The sequence below is a fragment of the Actinacidiphila sp. DG2A-62 genome, assembly GCF_035825295.1.
Classification (GTDB): domain Bacteria; phylum Actinomycetota; class Actinomycetes; order Streptomycetales; family Streptomycetaceae; genus Actinacidiphila.
Genome location: NZ_JAYMGI010000002.1, coordinates 4911420 through 4927250, shown reverse-complemented (window position 1 = coordinate 4927250; position 15831 = coordinate 4911420). Strand labels below are relative to the sequence as shown.

The 15831-nt window shown below is 67.4% G+C and carries 9 protein-coding genes and 4 pseudogenes; 7 read left to right on the top strand and 6 right to left on the bottom strand.

Going from position 1 to position 15831, the window contains the following annotated elements:
- The first annotated feature begins 133 nt into the window (after positions 1-133).
- From phoU to VSR01_RS22035, 3 genes are all read left to right on the top strand, one after another.
- Positions 134-814, top strand: coding sequence for a phosphate signaling complex protein PhoU (gene phoU, locus VSR01_RS22045; protein WP_326450894.1), 681 nt, complete (start codon positions 134-136; stop codon positions 812-814).
- Between the two features lie 284 nt (positions 815-1098).
- Complete coding sequence (locus tag VSR01_RS22040) at positions 1099-1266, top strand: hypothetical protein (protein ID WP_326450893.1); 168 nt, start codon at positions 1099-1101, stop codon at positions 1264-1266.
- 262 nt (positions 1267-1528) lie between these two features.
- A complete protein-coding gene (locus tag VSR01_RS22035) occupies positions 1529-3838 on the top strand; it encodes a restriction endonuclease (RefSeq protein ID WP_326450892.1) in 2310 nt (769 codons plus the stop codon).
- Positions 3839-3882: 44 nt separating this feature from the next.
- On the opposite strand, the gene VSR01_RS22030 is transcribed toward VSR01_RS22035, so the two are convergent.
- Complete coding sequence (locus tag VSR01_RS22030; RefSeq protein WP_326450891.1) at positions 3883-4704, bottom strand: helix-turn-helix transcriptional regulator; 822 nt, start codon at positions 4702-4704, stop codon at positions 3883-3885.
- A 220-nt stretch (positions 4705-4924) separates the two neighbouring features.
- On the opposite strand from VSR01_RS22030, the gene VSR01_RS22025 reads away from it, so the two are divergent.
- Entirely contained in the window at positions 4925-5971 is a 1047-nt protein-coding gene (locus VSR01_RS22025) for an NAD(P)-dependent alcohol dehydrogenase (protein WP_326450890.1), read from the top strand.
- 54 nt (positions 5972-6025) lie between these two features.
- Here VSR01_RS22025 and VSR01_RS22020 read toward each other — a convergent pair.
- Positions 6026-6184: pseudogene (locus tag VSR01_RS22020) on the bottom strand (PIN domain-containing protein); the annotation flags it as partial.
- A gap of 262 nt (positions 6185-6446) precedes the next feature.
- Positions 6447-7312, bottom strand: a pseudogene (locus VSR01_RS22015) (IS5 family transposase).
- 107 nt (positions 7313-7419) lie between these two features.
- On the opposite strand from VSR01_RS22015, the gene VSR01_RS22010 reads away from it, so the two are divergent.
- Positions 7420-9126 (top strand): AIPR family protein, encoded by a 1707-nt coding sequence (locus tag VSR01_RS22010; protein ID WP_326450889.1) that lies wholly within the window; start codon positions 7420-7422, stop codon positions 9124-9126.
- 373 nt (positions 9127-9499) lie between these two features.
- Positions 9500-10036: pseudogene (locus VSR01_RS22005) on the top strand (GntR family transcriptional regulator); the annotation flags it as partial.
- A gap of 244 nt (positions 10037-10280) precedes the next feature.
- On the opposite strand, the gene VSR01_RS22000 reads toward VSR01_RS22005, so the two are convergent.
- The 3 genes from VSR01_RS22000 to VSR01_RS21990 all read right to left on the bottom strand — a co-directional run bounded on the left by VSR01_RS22000 (position 10281) and on the right by VSR01_RS21990 (position 15173).
- The gene (locus tag VSR01_RS22000; protein WP_326450888.1) at positions 10281-11882 is read right to left on the bottom strand and encodes a restriction endonuclease; all 1602 of its coding nucleotides are present in this window, start codon (positions 11880-11882) and stop codon (positions 10281-10283) included.
- Positions 11883-13032: 1150 nt separating this feature from the next.
- Entirely contained in the window at positions 13033-14919 is a 1887-nt protein-coding gene (locus tag VSR01_RS21995; protein ID WP_326450887.1) for a DUF7380 domain-containing protein, read from the bottom strand.
- A 74-nt stretch (positions 14920-14993) separates the two neighbouring features.
- Positions 14994-15173 (bottom strand): hypothetical protein, encoded by a 180-nt coding sequence (locus VSR01_RS21990; RefSeq protein ID WP_326450886.1) that lies wholly within the window; start codon positions 15171-15173, stop codon positions 14994-14996.
- Positions 15174-15599: 426 nt separating this feature from the next.
- Here VSR01_RS21990 and VSR01_RS21985 point away from each other — a divergent pair.
- Positions 15600-15797 (top strand): annotated as a pseudogene (locus VSR01_RS21985) (FtsK/SpoIIIE domain-containing protein); the annotation flags it as partial.
- Between the last annotated feature and the right edge of the window lie 34 nt (positions 15798-15831).

The window sequence follows — 15831 nt, the reverse complement described above, 5'->3', positions numbered from 1 at the left end:
AAGAGTTCACCTTCACGTAGGCACCGGTTCACCGCTGGTGCGCGACCGGTACGCGTACGCCCATCAGCGTGGCAGCGTGGACGACCGGTGCCGGCAGGCGCCGCGCAGATGACGGGTTACGGAAGGACTGCTGATGCGGGACGCATACCACGAGGAGCTGGACTCGATCGGCGACGGACTGGTCGAGATGGCCCGGCTGGTCGGCTCCGCGATCGGCCGCGCCACCACGGCTCTGCTCGACGCCGACCTGAATGTCGCGGAGAGCGTGATCGCCGCCGACGAGAAGGTCGACGACCTCCAGCGCGAGCTGGAGAACCGGGCGATCACCCTGCTGGCCCGGCAGCAGCCGGTCGCCACCGACCTGCGGATCGTCGTCACCAGCCTGCGGATGAGCGCGGACCTGGAGCGCTCGGGCGACCTGGCCCGGCACGTGGCCAAGCTGGCCCGGCTGCGCTTCCCGGAGTCCGCGGTGCCGCGCGACCTGCACAGCACCATCCTGGAGATGGGGCAGCTCGCGCAGCGGCTGATGGCCAAGGCGGCCGAGGTCATCGTCACCAAGGACGTCGACGACGCGCTGCAGCTGGAAGCCGACGACGACCGCATGGACGAGCTGCACCGCACGCTCTTCCAGCACCTGCTGGACGACCGCTGGAAGCACGGCATCGAGACGGCGGTCGACGTGACGCTGGTCGGCCGGTACTACGAGCGGTTCGCCGACCACGCGGTGTCGGTCGCCAAGCGGGTGGTGTACCTGGTGACCGGCGAGCACGCCGACGAGATGTCGCCGGCGCCGACGGCGGTCGAGGGGGCGTAGGGGTCCCGGGCGGGGCGGGTCCCGGGCGCGACGTAGGCGTTCCGGGCAGGCGGGGTCCGAGGCGGAGAGTCCTCGGGCTCGGCGCGGCCCGGGCCCGGCCAGGGGGCCGGGGTCCGGCCAGGGGGCCGGGGTCGGGCCGGGGGGCGTGCGGCGGGGGGGCGTGCGCGCCGGAGCGGCGCGGGCGGACCGCTCTCCTGCCACCCTCGTGCGCCCTTGATGCGCCGCGCCGGGGCACGCTTGACTGGGCGCAGGCAAGCCTGAGCAAGCCCGAGGAGGCTGCACTGATGCCGGAATCTCCCACTCCCACGCCCGTCGCGGGCGAGCGCACCGCGCCCGACGCCGCTCCCCTGCGTATCCCGCTCCCCCTGGTGGCCGCGTGCGGCTGCGGTTCCGGCTGCGGGTGCGGCTGCCAGAACGGCGGCGCCTGCCAGTGCGGCGGCTGCACCGACTGATCCGTCCCGCGCACGCGTGAGGGCCCCGCCCGGTTCACCGCCGGGTGGGGCCCTCGCGCGTGCGCGGGACGGTGTGCGCGGGCCGGCGGCCCGCCTTCCGCGTGCGCGGGCTCCGCGCGGGCGCGCGGGCCGGCGGCCCGGGCCGTACGGGACGCTGCCGCGCCGCGCCCGGCTGGATAGAGTCGTACCGTCACCGCCGGTGGCGGCGCTGTCCGCTCTCCCCCGGTGACGTGGCGACGTCCTGGGGAGGGGACCGCAGCACATGAGTCGTCGTTCCACCGGTCCGGTCGGGGTCTGGGCCGAGGTGCAGCGTCAGCGCCAGCGGCAGGCGGAGGCCGACGAGCGGCGGCGCAGGGAGCAGGCCCGGCAGGCCGCCGCCTACCAGCGGCGCATGGCGCAGAGCCACCGCGAGTACCGCCAGGCCGAGGCGGCGCGGCGCACCCAGGAGCTGGACGCGCAGGTCGCGGCGTTGCAGGGGCTGCTGGCCGCCGGGTGCCGGGCGCCCGCGTTCCGCGCCGAGGCGCTGCGGCGCGCGGAGGAGCCCGAGCCGTTCGCGCCCGGCCCGCTCGCCCACCCGCTGCCCATGCCCGACCCGCGGCAGTACGAGACGAACACCGGCTGGACCGCGGCCCGCCGCGCCCAGGCCCAGGCGGAGGCGCGCGCCAGGTTCGAGCGCGACTGGCACGCGGCGCAGGCCGCCGAGGCCCAGCGGCAGCAGCAGTTCGCGGCGTACCAGCGGGCGTACGAACAGCGGGTCGCGGCCCACCGCGCCGAGGTGCGGCGGCACAACGCGAGCGTCGACCAGGCGGTGGCGGGGGTGCGGCGCGGCGACCCCGAGGCGGTCGTGGAGTTCTTCTCCGCCGCGCTGTACGCCTCGCCGGCCTGGCCCGCGCACTTCCCGCGGCAGCTGTCGGCCGCCTACGACGCGGTGGAGCGGCAGTTGGTGGTGGACTGGGAGCTGCCCGGCTACGCGGTGGTGCCGGAGGCCAAGTCGGTGCGGTACGTGGTCTCGGCGGACCAGGACAGGGAGACCGCGCGGCCGGCGGCGCAACGGCGGTCGCTGTACCGCGAGGTGGCCGCGCAGTGCCTGCTGCTGGTGCTGCACCAGCTCTTCGCGGCTGCCGCGGCGGCGGGCGCGGGGGAGGTCCTCGACTCGGTCGTGCTGAACGGCTTCGTGGACGACCACGACCCGGTGACGGGTCAGCGCGGGCCCATCGTCCTGGCCACCGCGGTCGCGCCGCGGGAGCTCTTCGCCGAGCTGCACGTGGCCCAGGCCGACCCGGTGAGCTGCCTGACCGACGCGCTGCGGGGGCAGTTGTCGGCCCGGCCCGACCAACTCGCGGCGGTGCGGCCGGTACGCCGGCCGGACGACGTACCCGACGCCGTCGCGCCGCGGCCGGCCGGCGAGCACGGCGCGCAGGCGCCGGACGACGGGGACGGCGGTGAGGAGCCCGACCTCTACACCATGGACCCGGTCGAGTTCGAGAACCTCGTCGGCGACCTCTTCCGCGCGATGGGCATGCAGGTGTCGCCGACGCCGCGCTCGAACGACGGCGGCGTGGACCTGGACGTGCTGGACCCGCGGCCGATCCAGGGCGGCAAGATCGTGGTGCAGGTGAAGCGTTACCGCGCCACGGTCCAACCGGCCGTCATAAGGGACCTGTTCGGAACGGTCCATGCCAGGGGCGCCAACAAGGGCGACCTGGTGGCGACTTCGGGGTTCGGCCCGCAGACGCGCGCCTTCGTCGAGGGCAAGCCGCTGGAGCTGATGTCCGGCGCGGAACTCGTGGACCTGCTCCACCAGCACGGCCTGCGCGGGCGGTTGGGCGACGGCGGCGCGCGGGGCGGACGCGGCGGCGGGGGTGCGGGCGGTCGTGTCGGCGGTGGCGGTGGCGCGGGCGGTGGTGCGGGCGCGGTGGCCGCGCGGCCCGCGCGGACGGCTGCCGCCTCGCGTACGGCTGCCGCCTCGCGTACGGCTGCCGCGGCCGGTGCGGTCGGCGCGGCTTCCCGGCGTGCCGGCGCGGTCGGCGCGGTCGGCGCGCGGACATCCGGCGTCGCGGCGACCCCCACTGGCACGCCGACCCCGCCCGGCCACAACATCCTCAGTCTGACCTGGACCGGCGCCGTCCCGGTCGACGTGTGCGCGCTGGTGTGCCGCGGCGAACGGGCGCTGAGCGACGCCCACTTCGTCTTCTTCAACAACGCCGCGACGCCGGACGGCTCGGTGCGGGCCGTCCCCGCGGTGGCGCCGGACCGGGCGGCGCTGGAGGTCGCGTTCGACGCGCTGCCCGCGGAGGCCGACCGGCTGGTCCTGGTCGCCGCGGTCGACCGGGAGGCCGCGCCGGACGCGGACCTCGCCGCCTTCACCGACGCCCGGGTACGCCTGCTGGACCACGTCCGCGACGAGGTGGACCGGCTCGACGTCTCCGACGGCCGCCCGCACGAGACCGCCCTGGTCCTGGGCTCGTTCCGGCGCCGGCCGAACGGCGACTGGGCGTTCGTCCTCGGCGGCAAGGGATATCCGGGCGGACTCCCCGCGCTCCTGCGCGACCACGGCATCGTCGCGTCGTGAGCCCCGTCCGGCGGGTCCGGGGCCGGCGCTCCGGGTGACCGGCGTCAGCCCGCGCGCGTCGCGACCATCGACGAGAGCAGCGCCAGGGACCGCTCGTCCGCGGAGCCGGGCCTGGCGTGCAGAACGGTCAGCACCTGGCCGTCCTCCAACGGCATCGCGTGGAAGCGGAGGTTGATGACGCCGACCTCCGGGTGCCGGAAGCTCTTCGCGCCCGAGGTGGTCGTGTGGACGTCGTGGCGCGCCCACAGATCGCGGAAGTCCTGGCTTTGCAGCGACAGTTCGCCGATGAGGTCGCGGAGCGCCGGGTCGTCGCGCTCGGTGCCGATCATCGCCCGGAAGTTCGCCACCACCTCCGACGCGGACATCGGCCAGTCCACGTGCGAGTGCCGGGTCTCGGGGTCCAGGAACATCGCCCGCAGCAGATTGGTGCCCGGCGTGTAGCAGGGGGCCAGCTCGCAGGCCAGCGGGTTGGCCGCGACGACGTTCATCCGGCGGCTGGTCACCGAGGCCGGCGTCATGGTCCAGGCGTCCAGCAGTTCCCGCACCGCCTCCGGCACGTGCTCGCGGGTGCGCGGCGCGGTCGGCGCGGGCCTGGCCAGCGCGTACAGGTGCTCGGTCAGGTGCTCGTCCAGGCGCAGCGCCCGGGCCAGCGACTCCAGCACGCTCTCCGACGGCCGGTGGCCGCGGCCCTGCTCCAGCCGTACGTAGTAGTCGGCGCTGACGCCGGCGAGCAGGGCCAGCTCCTCCCGGCGCAGCCCGGCCACCCGCCGGCGGTGGTCGCCCGCGGCCTCGTCGAGCCCCACGTCCTCGGGGCGGACCAGGGCCCGGCGAGCACGCAGGAACTGCGCGAAGGCGGCGTTGTCCATGCCTCCACGGTAGATCGCGCGGCGGCGGGCGGGGCGCTTCGAGGGTGGCCCTGCGGTTCCCAGGCTCCGGCCACCGATGGCGGGCCTGGCGCGGGCCGCGCAGCCTGGACGGCGTACCGAAGCGGTCCGGACACCTGCCACGCGGTCCGGACGGCGTACCGAAGCCGACCGGGTGCGCGCGGCTCGGCCCGGACGGCGTACCGAACGGAAGGGGACCACCATGCGCACGGTGAACGGCTGGGCCGCCCACGCGCCCGGGGAGGCGCTGCGGCCGTGGCGTTTCGAGCGCCGCGACCTGCGGCCCACCGACGTCGCGCTGCGGGTGACGCACGCGGGCGTGTGCTTCACCGACCTGGACCACGTACGGCCCGAGCCGGGGCAGGAGCGGCCGGAGATCTTCCCGCTGGTGCCCGGGCACGAGATGGTGGGCGAGGTGACGGCGGTCGGCGCCGGGGTGACGGATCTGCGGGTCGGCGATCCGGTGTGCGTGGGCAACATCGTCGACTCGTGCGGGGTGTGCGAGGCGTGCCGCAGCGGTGACGAGGTGTTCTGCGAGGAGTTCCCGACGCTGACGTACGCCGGGCGGGACCGGGTCGACGGGACGCTGACGCAGGGCGGCTTCAGCGACGAGTACGTGGCCGACGCGTCCTTCGTCCACCGGCGGCCCGAGGGGCTCGACCCGGCCGGGACCGCGCCGCTGATGTGCGCGGGGATCACCACGTGGGTGCCGCTGCGGCGGTGGGAGGCCGGCCCCGGGCGGACGGTCGGGATCGTCGGCCTGGGCGGACTCGGGCACATGGCGGTGAAGCTGGCCAAGGCGCTGGGCGCGGAGGTGGTGGGCTTCACCACCTCGCCGGCCAAGGCCGAGGACATGCGCGCGCTCGGCGCGGACGACGTGGTCGTCTCCACCGACGCGGAGGCGATGGCCGAGCAGCGCGGCCGGTTCGACGTCATCCTCGACACCGTCCCGCGCGCGCACGACCTGACCCCCTACCTGCACGCCCTCCGCTTCGACCGCACGCTCTGCTCGCTGGGCATGGTCCAGGAGATGCCCTTCGACCCGATGGCCCTGGTCATCGGCCGCAAGCGCTTGGCCGGCGCGGGCGGCGGAGGCCTCGCGGCGACCCGCGAGATGCTCGATTTCTGCGCGGCCCACGACATCACGGCAACGGTCGAGGTCCTCCCCGCGTCGGAGGTCAACACCGCGCTGACCCGCCTCGCGGCGAACGACGTGACGTACCGCTTCGTCCTGGACATGACCCGCTGACCCGCTGACCCGCTGACCCGCGGGCCGCGGGGCTTCCGTACCGAGCCGTGGGGGCTACATCCCCGGGTCGGGGCCGTACCACTGGAGGGGCTGCCCGGTGACGCCGGCGATGCAGTCGAAATCCCGGTCACGGTGCAGGAGGGTCAGCCCCTGGAGTTCCGCGGTCGCGGCCACGACCAAGTCCACCGGGCCCGCGCTCCGGTGCTGCCTCCTCCACCGCCTCGCGCCGCAGGACGTCGGGATCGTCCCCCCGGCTTCGAGCACCCCACCAGGCGGCTCCCAGCGTCCGTTGTTGCGGCGGCAAATCAGCAGGTCGCGCTGGGCGCTGCCAATGCCGACGGCTTCGGCGAGCCGGCGGGCGCGATCGCCCCTTGACTCCCCCGTGCTCGTCGCCAGTACGCCTGGTCTGGCATGGTCTGGCGAACTTGTCCGTCGTCGACCGTGCCTCTCAGGTCGGAAGCTGCACTTACAGCGGCTAACACAATGAGCTGAGTTGTCGGTGAGTGATGAGGCAGCAGGCGAGTTTGAGGAAGGCCTCGTGGATGTCGGCCCTTCGTTCCCAGCGGGTGCGGAGTCGTTTGAACCCGTGGAGCCAGGCGAAGGTGCGTTCCACGACCCAGCGGTAGGTTCCCAGGCCGGTGCCGTGCCTGGTTCCCCGGCGGGCGATGGCCGGCACGATGCGGCGGGCGCGGACCTGGTCGCGGTAGACGTCGTGGTCGTAGCCGCGGTCGGCGAACAGCGAGTCGGGCTTGCGGCGCGGGCGGCCACGTCGGCCGCGCACCGGCGGAACCGCGTCGAGCAGTGGCAGGAGCTGGGTGACGTCATTGCGGTTGCCGCCAGTGAGCAGCACTGCCAGCGGGGTGCCGTGCCCGTCGGTGATCAGGTGGTGTTTCGAGCCCGCCCGGCCTCGGTCGACCGGCGACGGGCCCGTCGCGAGCCCCCTTTTAACGCCCTGACGTGCGAAGAGTCCACCACGCATCGTGACCAGTCCAGGCGCGAGGCCGCGTTGAGCTCGGCGAGCAGGACCTCGTGAAGACGCTGCCAGACTCCAGCCTCGTTCCAGTCCCGTAGCCGCCGCCAGCACGTCATCCCTGAGCCGAAGCCCAGCTCCTTGGGCAGGTACTCCCACTGCACCCCGGTATGCAGCACGTACAAGATCCCGCACAGCACATCCCGGTCCGGCACCGGCCTGCGGCCCGGATACCGAAACCGCCGCTCCCGCCTCGGCAACAGCGGCTCGATCCGCTGCCACAAGTCATCCGACACCTTCCACGGCTCAGCACTCACACCAAACCGAACGCGCAACAACCACCCTGGACAGGGCCACCAGGACCGAACCACCTCATTGTGTTAGCCGCTGTTATGGACACGCAACTACTGAAACCTAGGTACGGTAGGTATTCATCGCCGAGCCCGGCGAAGGGCGGGTGTCGTGACACGGAGGGGCAATGGACAGAGTTACTCGTGGGTTGATGGAAAGCTGGACAAATGGTGCGGGGGTTGGGCACCTGAAAGAATACGTCGCCTTCGAACGCTTCGTCAATTTCATTGTTTTCTCGCGCCACCACGACCAGCAGTTCAGCGTTGAGGATTTCTGCTGCGGCGACGACGGCACCCTCGGAATCGATGGTTTTGCACTCTCCATCAACGGTGAACTCGTATCCGATATGGCGGAACTGGAAGACGCGCTTTCTGGTGGCGGGGCTGTCGAGGTCTCGATCACGTTGACGCAGGTGAAGACGTCGGCGAGTTTCGACCTGGGGGATCTGAGCGTCTTCTCAGACGCCTCAATCACCCTGCTCACGGAGGATGAACCTCCTCACCCTAACCTGACGAATCAACAGAAGATGCTTCACAGAGTCTTCGATGAATCGAGTCGTTTTCGCGAGAACCCTGTATGCCGCCTCTATTATGTAACCCTCGGCGCATGGAACAATCGGGGCCCCATCGTAAAAAAGACTAGGGACACCGAAAAGCGACTCCTTGGGTCAAATTTGTTCTCGCGCGTCGACTTTCGCGTATGGGGGGCTAGCGAAGTTCAGAGGAACTGGCGCGCTATCGATTCCGCTCTTGAAGTGACAGTTCAGTTCGAAAACCGCACTACGCTGCCCGAAGTGGAAGGGGTGCGTGAAGCTTACCTCGGTGTTCTTCCGGGCAGCGAATTTATCAAGCTTGTGACCGACGACGAAGGGGAAATCCGCAAGACACTCTTCTTCGATAACGTCCGCGACTTTCAAGGCGAGACTGACGTTAACGCGGATATTAGGCAGACATTGGCATCAGGTGATCGTAGCCGATTTTGCGTCCTAAACAACGGTGTCACGGTAGTCGCACATGATCTCAAATCCACGGGCAATCGTCTGACCCTAGTCGACTTCCAAGTCGTAAACGGTTGCCAGACTAGTCATATTCTTCACTCTGAGCGAGAAAACTTGGACGGTGTATACGTCCCCTTCCGCTTGATCGTGACCTTGGATGATGAAGTAGCCAAGAGCATCACCAAAGCAACGAACAAGCAAGGCCAGGTGACCAAGGAGAACCTTTTCGCTCTGTCAGATCTGCAAAAAAGGATCGAAGCGTACTTCAATTCGTTTGAAGCGGAGCCCGGCAAGCGGATCTACTACGAACGGCGTTCGCGACAATGGTCCGGGTCGGCTCAAGTTCGCGGTACATGGCGGGTGATTTCTTTCCGCAACCTGATGCAGGCTTTCGCTTCGCTTTACCTTAGAATCCCTCACACGGCTGCACGTTATTACGGAGACCTCCGTAACCGTGTAGGCAACGACGTCTTCTCCGATTCGCACAATGAGGCCTACTACTATTCCGCCGCCTACGCCTTCTGCAAGCTCGACCATTTCTTCAGGAGCGGAGCGATCGCACGGGAGTTGAAGCCTGCCCGATACCACCTTCTGGCAGGGGTGCGAACGATTTATTCTAAGTCGAGCATGCCAGAAAGAGTTGAGAGCATCGACAAGAAGGCGGAAAAGGACTGCAAGCCTTTCAATGCGTTCTTGTGGGATGACGATCGCTATCTCGCAGCCGTCCAGACTTGCACCGAAGCGCTGGTTAAGCTTGCTGGCGGTCAAGAGATCAACCGTGATTTTGGGCGCACTCGGGACTTCACGGAGCAGTACCTTTCTGAGCTACTCAAATAGCGCCACACGCAGCGATAGATCGGTGGAGTGAGTTTCAGCGGGAGCTGCCATGGGGCGAGAGGTCGAGGCACGTAAAGTTTGCGCAACTCGGGCGGTCTGTGGCCCTATCCGTCATAGCCCGAAGTGGGCACCGGTCCCTCAGGCCCCCATGGTGCTGCCTAAAGCCGCGGAGCCGGGCCCAAGCCGCAGTCGGCCTCGTTGAGCCTGGGGCATGCCGTTGCTGCTCGTGCACGGCCAGCGGCGCCCGGCGAAGCAGAAGTGACGTCCCGGGCTGTGGGCCGCGGAGCGGCAGCGATGGTGGGTGCCTTGGGCTTGTGGAGGGGGTTGTTACTCGCTGCTGGGTGCGGGTTGGGGTAGGGGTGGGTCCCGGTCGCCGTACGGCCCCGTCCGCCGCCTGGCCTCCGACCGCTTCGCACGCCGCCACCGCGAACAGGGCAAGTCCGCGTTCATCGTCGAGGCCGACGCGGCGGGCAGCCACCCCACCGTGGACAGCCTGGAGATCAACGAGGAGCGGCCGACGCACGACGTCGCGGCCCGGCTGGGTGGTCCGCGCAAAGTGCTGGCGCGGCGGCGCCGGTATCTGCTGGACGGACGGCCGGTGGAGTTCGCGACCTCGTATCTGCCGCTGGACCTGGCACGGGGAACTCCCATCGCCGAGCCCAACCCCGGGCCCGGCGGCATCTACGCCCGGCTCGAAGAACTCGGCCACACCCTCGACCACTTCGAGGAAGAGATCCGCGCCCGCATGCCCACACCCGGCGAGGTCAAGACGCTCCGCCTGGCCGCCAGCGTCCCCGTCATCCACCTCGTCCGCACCGCATACGACGCAGAAGGGCGCGCGGTGGAGGTCTGCGACACCGTCATGGCCGCCGACGCGTACGTCCTCGCGTACCGGCTCCCGGCCACGTGAAGCCGGACGCCCCCGGCCGTCCGGGGAGGTCCGCGGGCCGGGGGCGCCTCAGGTAAAGGGGAAGAACTACTTCTTCTTGCCCTGGGTCTTGCCGGGGGTCTTTGCGACCTGGGTTTTCCCTGCTCAGGAGCGGTGGGCTCGTGTGCCTGGTGGTCGTCGTTGGTCGTCATTGGCCACTGTCGAGCGGCCTCGGACGGCCCAGGGACGGCCCAGCTCCTCGGTCTGAGTGGGCCGCCCGCCGGCCTCAACGCGAGGGGCGCCTCTTCGGGGGAACCGGGCCCGGGATCACATCCTTGCCAAGGTGTTCCTTAATTAGGTACTTGAGTTCCGGCCCTTCGATCAGCTGGAGCCGACCATGTTGGCGGGCAAAGTCGTGGCTGGCCCTGCCGAACCACGATGTGGTGATCAGGACCCCCTTGGCAGCACGCTTGTGCTCGACCACTCCGGCGAGCGCCTGAACGGACTCAACACCCACGAGCTTGCTGTAGCGCTTCGCCTGAATGATGCACTCACCGTTGAAGACGGGGTCCTTGCTGACGGCCACCGCATCAACACCCTCGTCTTTGGAGGCCTGGGTGTTCCAGGCCTCCATGCCGATCGCCTCAAACAGTTGGCGAATCAGGTGCTCGAACTCGGTGGGCGTCAGCTTCACCAGCACGGGCCTGCTGTCCAGGCCGGCGACTACATCCATGCTGTCCATGAGCCGGTACTTCGACAGGTCGAACTCGACGATGGGGCGGATCGGTTCGAGATCGTAGGGGTTGGGAGACACCAGAGCGTTGAGTCCCCTGAGGCACTGCGCTGGATCAACCTGACTGAGACGGAGCTTCCCGAACTGCTCCCTACTGGCGCTGAGCGTCACCAAACAGGGTGAGACCTCCTGACCGGTAGCCCGGTCGATGGTTCTCACATGGCCGTTCAGGATCACGCCATTGACGACCCGGTCCGGATCGCTCGTCAGGACCTCGTGGACAGTCCTCAGAGCGACTTGCGCCAGGACTGAGGCGTAGATCTCCCTGCGCTCCTTCTCGGGACGAGGCAGCACGGTCGTCTCGTCTCGGTTTTTCACGTACCGGTAGCCCCGGGCGGTAGGAACGATCGCCTCAGGAGGCAAATGGATCTCAACGAGTACGTCACCGGTGGCAGGGCGAAAGGCGATTCGATGCTCGTGCGGGAAGCCCACTGGGTACACCGACGCATCCAGAACAGCCCCTAGATGAGCCTCGACCGCCGCGGGCTCCCCTGCCCTGTATGCCTCGCGCTCTTCATCCAATTTCCCGTTGAAGGTCGCCACCTCATCAAGGGCCTTCGCTTCGGCCTGGCGGTGCTCGGCACGCTTTCGCTCCAGCGTTGCCAGCCGCTTCTCTTCCGCCCGCCTGTGGCGATCCTGTGCTTCGCCGAACCGCACACGCGCCTCGGCAACCTCAACCTCATAGCGCTTCCTGCCAAGACCCAGGACAGCAGCCAGACCACCGGGTTCCGGTGGTGCGAACTCCTCCCAACGCGGGGAAGGCTCAGGACGAGACCAAGGACGCTCGTCTAACTTCCTCGGTGTGTGAGTCCTCCGCCGGCGCTCAAAGGTCGTCGGCGGATCCCCAACCAGCGCGTCACGGAGCAACTGCCCAAGCTGCTCGACCTCGTGCTCGACCCCGATCGTGCGAACCCGCGCCTGCTCGGCCTGCTGCTCCTGATACGCGGCCTTCCGCTCGCGTTCCTGCCGCTTGCTGGCCGTCTCAGCAGCCTTGCGTTCCCGCTCCGCTTGTCGTGCCCGTTGCTCCTGGGTACGTCGTAAAGCTTGCTGTTGCCGCTGATAGTCGTTGCCTCGGCCGCTGCCCCGTTGCGCCACCTGTTTGCCCCTCCCCTGGCCCTACTCCGCCACAGGGCTGCATTCCCCTTCCACATCGCAGAATCACGCCCAGCAGGGACGTCACCTCAGCCGGACCGCACGGTGCCCCGTTGGCTCAAGTCGTCTGCACCTCAACCCACGACAGTCAGCCACGATGGCGGGTTTGCCGACCGATCAGGCGCGCGTGTGCCTCGCTGCACCCCTACTGCCCTCAGCCATGCTGTCGAGGTGTCGTCGACCGGAGGCACCCAGGACGCCCGGCCCGTGAGCACACTGCCTGAGCCATCAGCTTGGGAAGCTGCGAGTATTGAAGGCCCACTTTAGGAGCTGACCTGCTCGAACGGCTGGTTCTGCGGCTCGGCGCGCTTGGCTGCTTGCACCATGATTCCCCCTTGTTCCCCGCTCGATCTGGTGCGGTTATGGTGCGGGCCTGTCGTGGTGTGGCCCTGGGAGGACAACTACCGGTCGAGGCTTCCGGTCCGCTCTGGACAGCCGTGGACTGTGCTGAATTTGGCGAAACCGAGACGGACGAAGAAGATCGACGCGCTAGCATCCTGGGCGTTGAGGTGTAGCCAGAGCGCCGGGTCACAAGGAGCAGGGCGCATCGCTGTCGATGGATGACTAACTGTCGGCAGAAGCGACGCAGGCTCACCTGCGGACAAGGATCTTCACTACTCAATCACGTGGGACTTGATGCATGTTACGAAGCGAGAATTTAAATACGAATCAGGATCTTCTCTTCACCACTCTTTCAGAGGTGGCCATGCTTCGCGCCCTCGAACTAGCTGGCAGTCGGCTTGCAGTGAACAACCGCCCCTCGCGAGCAGCGCTTAACCAGCTTCCAAAATGGGACGTTCACACTTTGTTGCGCGTAAAAGAGAGTGACCTCGACTCCCTCCTGAAAGGCGCGTGGGATATTCCTAAGGCTTCAGGCTATCCTGAGGAACTCCTACGGGCACTAGACGAACACAGTCGCATCATTCTCATAGCGGGGATTGCTTACAGTCGAGCGGACATGCTTATGACGCTGGCAAAGCGGAACCTAGATGCCAGCATTTTTTAACGTAAAGCGCGGAAGTTGAGACTAGTACACGTCGCTCTAGCCTTCCTGTCGCACTGGAGCGGGACCTTCGTGGCGCAGACCACTCAGTTACCTACGGAGCTCGATCCATGCAGCTCTTACAGCATTTACGGCCCGTTGCCTCCACGAACGCGAAGGGGTGCCGTGCGGATTGGCTAGGGCCGCACGTACGGATGCCTCATCGCGATCTACAGAATCGGCAGAAGTGATCAGAGCCAATAGCGCAAGTGCTCGCAGACCGAGGGCCGCCCTCTCACGACCTACTTCTTTCATGAAGCCGTGGGCGATGAGGTTACGGACGTTCATTCCCTCTCCAAGCAGGAATGTTTCGAGAAACCGGCTCCAGTCCGGATCGAAGTCGTTCTCTGTCAACGGGGCGAGGAGAACTCCCAACCCAGGAAACTGACCGCTCCCATCGCCGACTGCCGTTCGGTACAGAGGTTCATTGAGCTCTAGCAGAAGCGCGCGAGCTGCCGCTTCGACCTTAGGGACTGCCAGGTGAGCGCTGGCTTCAAACTCGCCAACCCAGTAGAGGATAAAAGCCTTTGCCAGGGCGTGTGCAAAGTCCGGATGGACCCCTGACTCAATCAGCGGCGCGTTCAAGTCTTCAAACGACGGAATACCGAACCGGGTCTTGATGAGATCCAGAGCATCCGCCAGAACGATCCCGTGCAAGTGAATGTTCATGGTCTCAACACGGATGAGCTCCCGCTGGAGGGCGTCATCATCGTCGCCAAGAACCCGCTTCGGTAGGTCGTTGTCGCCGAACATGACAGTCGTAGCCAGTCGGCTAAACACAGACTGATTGAAAACTTCACGTGCCGTGCGTTCGTTAACCGCGAGCGTGCCGCTGGGCGAATCGGTATGAAACCAGTACCCCAGAGCAGCAAGCCATGTGTCCGCACGCTCGAACGGGCGCAGGTAGCTGCGGAACAGGGTGTTCGGGATCTTGATCTCAGCCTCTATCGTCTTCCATTCCACAGGTGGCGCCGACTGTAGACGGGAGACTGCAATCTTCTCCAGCTCGGTCACGTTTAACTGACGCGCCCTTGAAGCTGCATTGTTCAGGTGGGCCCGGAAAACAATCCCATCGGTTGCTCGATCAGCGTCGTTCAGGTAGGCCGTCACCTCTGCCTCACTAGCCTTCCGAATGCGCGAGTCGTCGCCCACAGCTCGTCTGCGCACCAATCTCGCAACCTGGGTGACGATATGCGTATCGGTGTACGTCAACAATGCCCGATCGAGCAGATCGTCCACCCTCCGATCCACTGGCTGGGCATTCTTTTTCCGCTGCGGTGCCGTAAGCGCGTCCAGCAGGTTCACAAAGACATGGGGGGCGTCCTGGCGAGTCAGTGCGTCCTGTGCTGTATCAAACATGACGGAGGCCACTTGTTGCATTAGTGGCATGAGCTTGACAGAGCGGGCCAGTGTCCAGGCACGAAGCAACGCATGGCTCTGCTCGGTCATCCGGAAGTCTCCGCCGACCAAGTCAAGATAACCATGAGCGGCCTGCTCAGCCGCATCGCGAGGATTAGCAAGGCGGAGGGTGAAGAGAATATCAGCGCAGCGCGCCCGTGCCGCAGGATGCGTTACGCTACCCGCTAGCTCCCGCCACAGGGCACGAACTTCATCGTCGGAATCGTTCAGTGCTCTAGGAATAGCCGGTCCATCGAGCGGAACGAGGGATGCGCCTGGCTGAGCTGATCCGAGCGGCATCACCGAAAGGTGATACGCGAAAGTCGTCACCAGTTCGCGCACCGCAGCGGGATCGAGGGGCGGCATCGGCTTTGCAGCGAGCTCCTGTACGTTGACACCCACCTCGAAAAAGCCCTCGGCTCCTTCGCAAGCCACGTCAGCAAGCTGAGCCAAGGCCGGTACGACAGCCGAGTCATGCTGGTATGGGGTGAGGCCCGGCGCAGAAGACTGGTCAGGTGACGTGTTCTCAACGGGGTGCACGTCGTGATCTTCAGATTCAACACGTTCCACTTCTTGCCCCGCTTACATCACGCAGACGGTATCGGTGCGTTCAGTCAACCAGAGCCGAACCTCGCACTCAAAACGGGTATTTGCGCGATCTTCTCCGCCATCAGGTCGTTCCAGACCAGCCCGCGTGGCCGGCGCCGGTTGGGGCACTGAATCACCTCGTCTGGCGTCATGATCAGGTTGGCGTAGCGGCTTTGGGGTGGCGCTGCTTTGGCGCGAGTGATCATGCCCCGTAAGCTTCCGGCGCGTCGGACAGTCTGTGGACCAGCCCGGTAAAGCACGACGATGGGGCCATGCCCTTCGAGGCTCGCGCCAAAGTGGCTCCGTAAAGCCGCGTAGCCGACCGCCCCAGCCACGACGTACCCCTTCTATGACGTCAGGTGGCCGATTGCTATGCGCGCGGCACGGGCGCCGGCCGGGCTGGAGCGGGGCGGAGACAGGAGCGCAGGCCCGGCCGGCGCCCGTGCCGCGCGCGGGGAGCGGAGCGAGCCGCCTTGAACCAGTAGAGAAAGTTGTAACTCAGTCTGCGCGGTGGGGCTTGAAGCTTCGTGCGCATGCTGGGAGTTCGGCGTCCTGCCGGTGTGCGAGGGGCAGGAAGATCGCTGGTCGGATCGTCCAGGTGATGCGGCCGTCGGCATGGGTGATGCCCGGGCGTGGTCGAACTGCGGCTCGTCGGCTTCGACGTGCTGCGGCGGGTGCGCATGCCGCGCAAACTCCGCCCGGACCTGCTCCGGGTGCCGGTCGCGCTGCGCGAGGACGCCACTCCGTTCGTACGCGACTACCGCACCGTTCCGCACCAACTCACCCTCGGCGCCACGCTGTCCGGCAAGTCCATGCACCTGCGTCACCTCGAACCAGTAGAGAAAGTTGTAACTCAGTCTGCGC

Coding starts and splice junctions, on each gene's coding strand:
- VSR01_RS22030 (WP_326450891.1), bottom strand. CDS start 4,704: ATGGACAACGCCGCCTTCGCGCAGTTCCTGCGTGCTCGCCGGGCCCTG.
- VSR01_RS21990 (WP_326450886.1), bottom strand. CDS start 15,173: ATGATCACTCGCGCCAAAGCAGCGCCACCCCAAAGCCGCTACGCCAAC.
- VSR01_RS22010 (WP_326450889.1), top strand. CDS start 7,420: ATGGACAGAGTTACTCGTGGGTTGATGGAAAGCTGGACAAATGGTGCG.
- VSR01_RS22035 (WP_326450892.1), top strand. CDS start 1,529: ATGAGTCGTCGTTCCACCGGTCCGGTCGGGGTCTGGGCCGAGGTGCAG.
- VSR01_RS22040 (WP_326450893.1), top strand. CDS start 1,099: ATGCCGGAATCTCCCACTCCCACGCCCGTCGCGGGCGAGCGCACCGCG.
- VSR01_RS22025 (WP_326450890.1), top strand. CDS start 4,925: ATGCGCACGGTGAACGGCTGGGCCGCCCACGCGCCCGGGGAGGCGCTG.
- phoU (WP_326450894.1), top strand. CDS start 134: ATGCGGGACGCATACCACGAGGAGCTGGACTCGATCGGCGACGGACTG.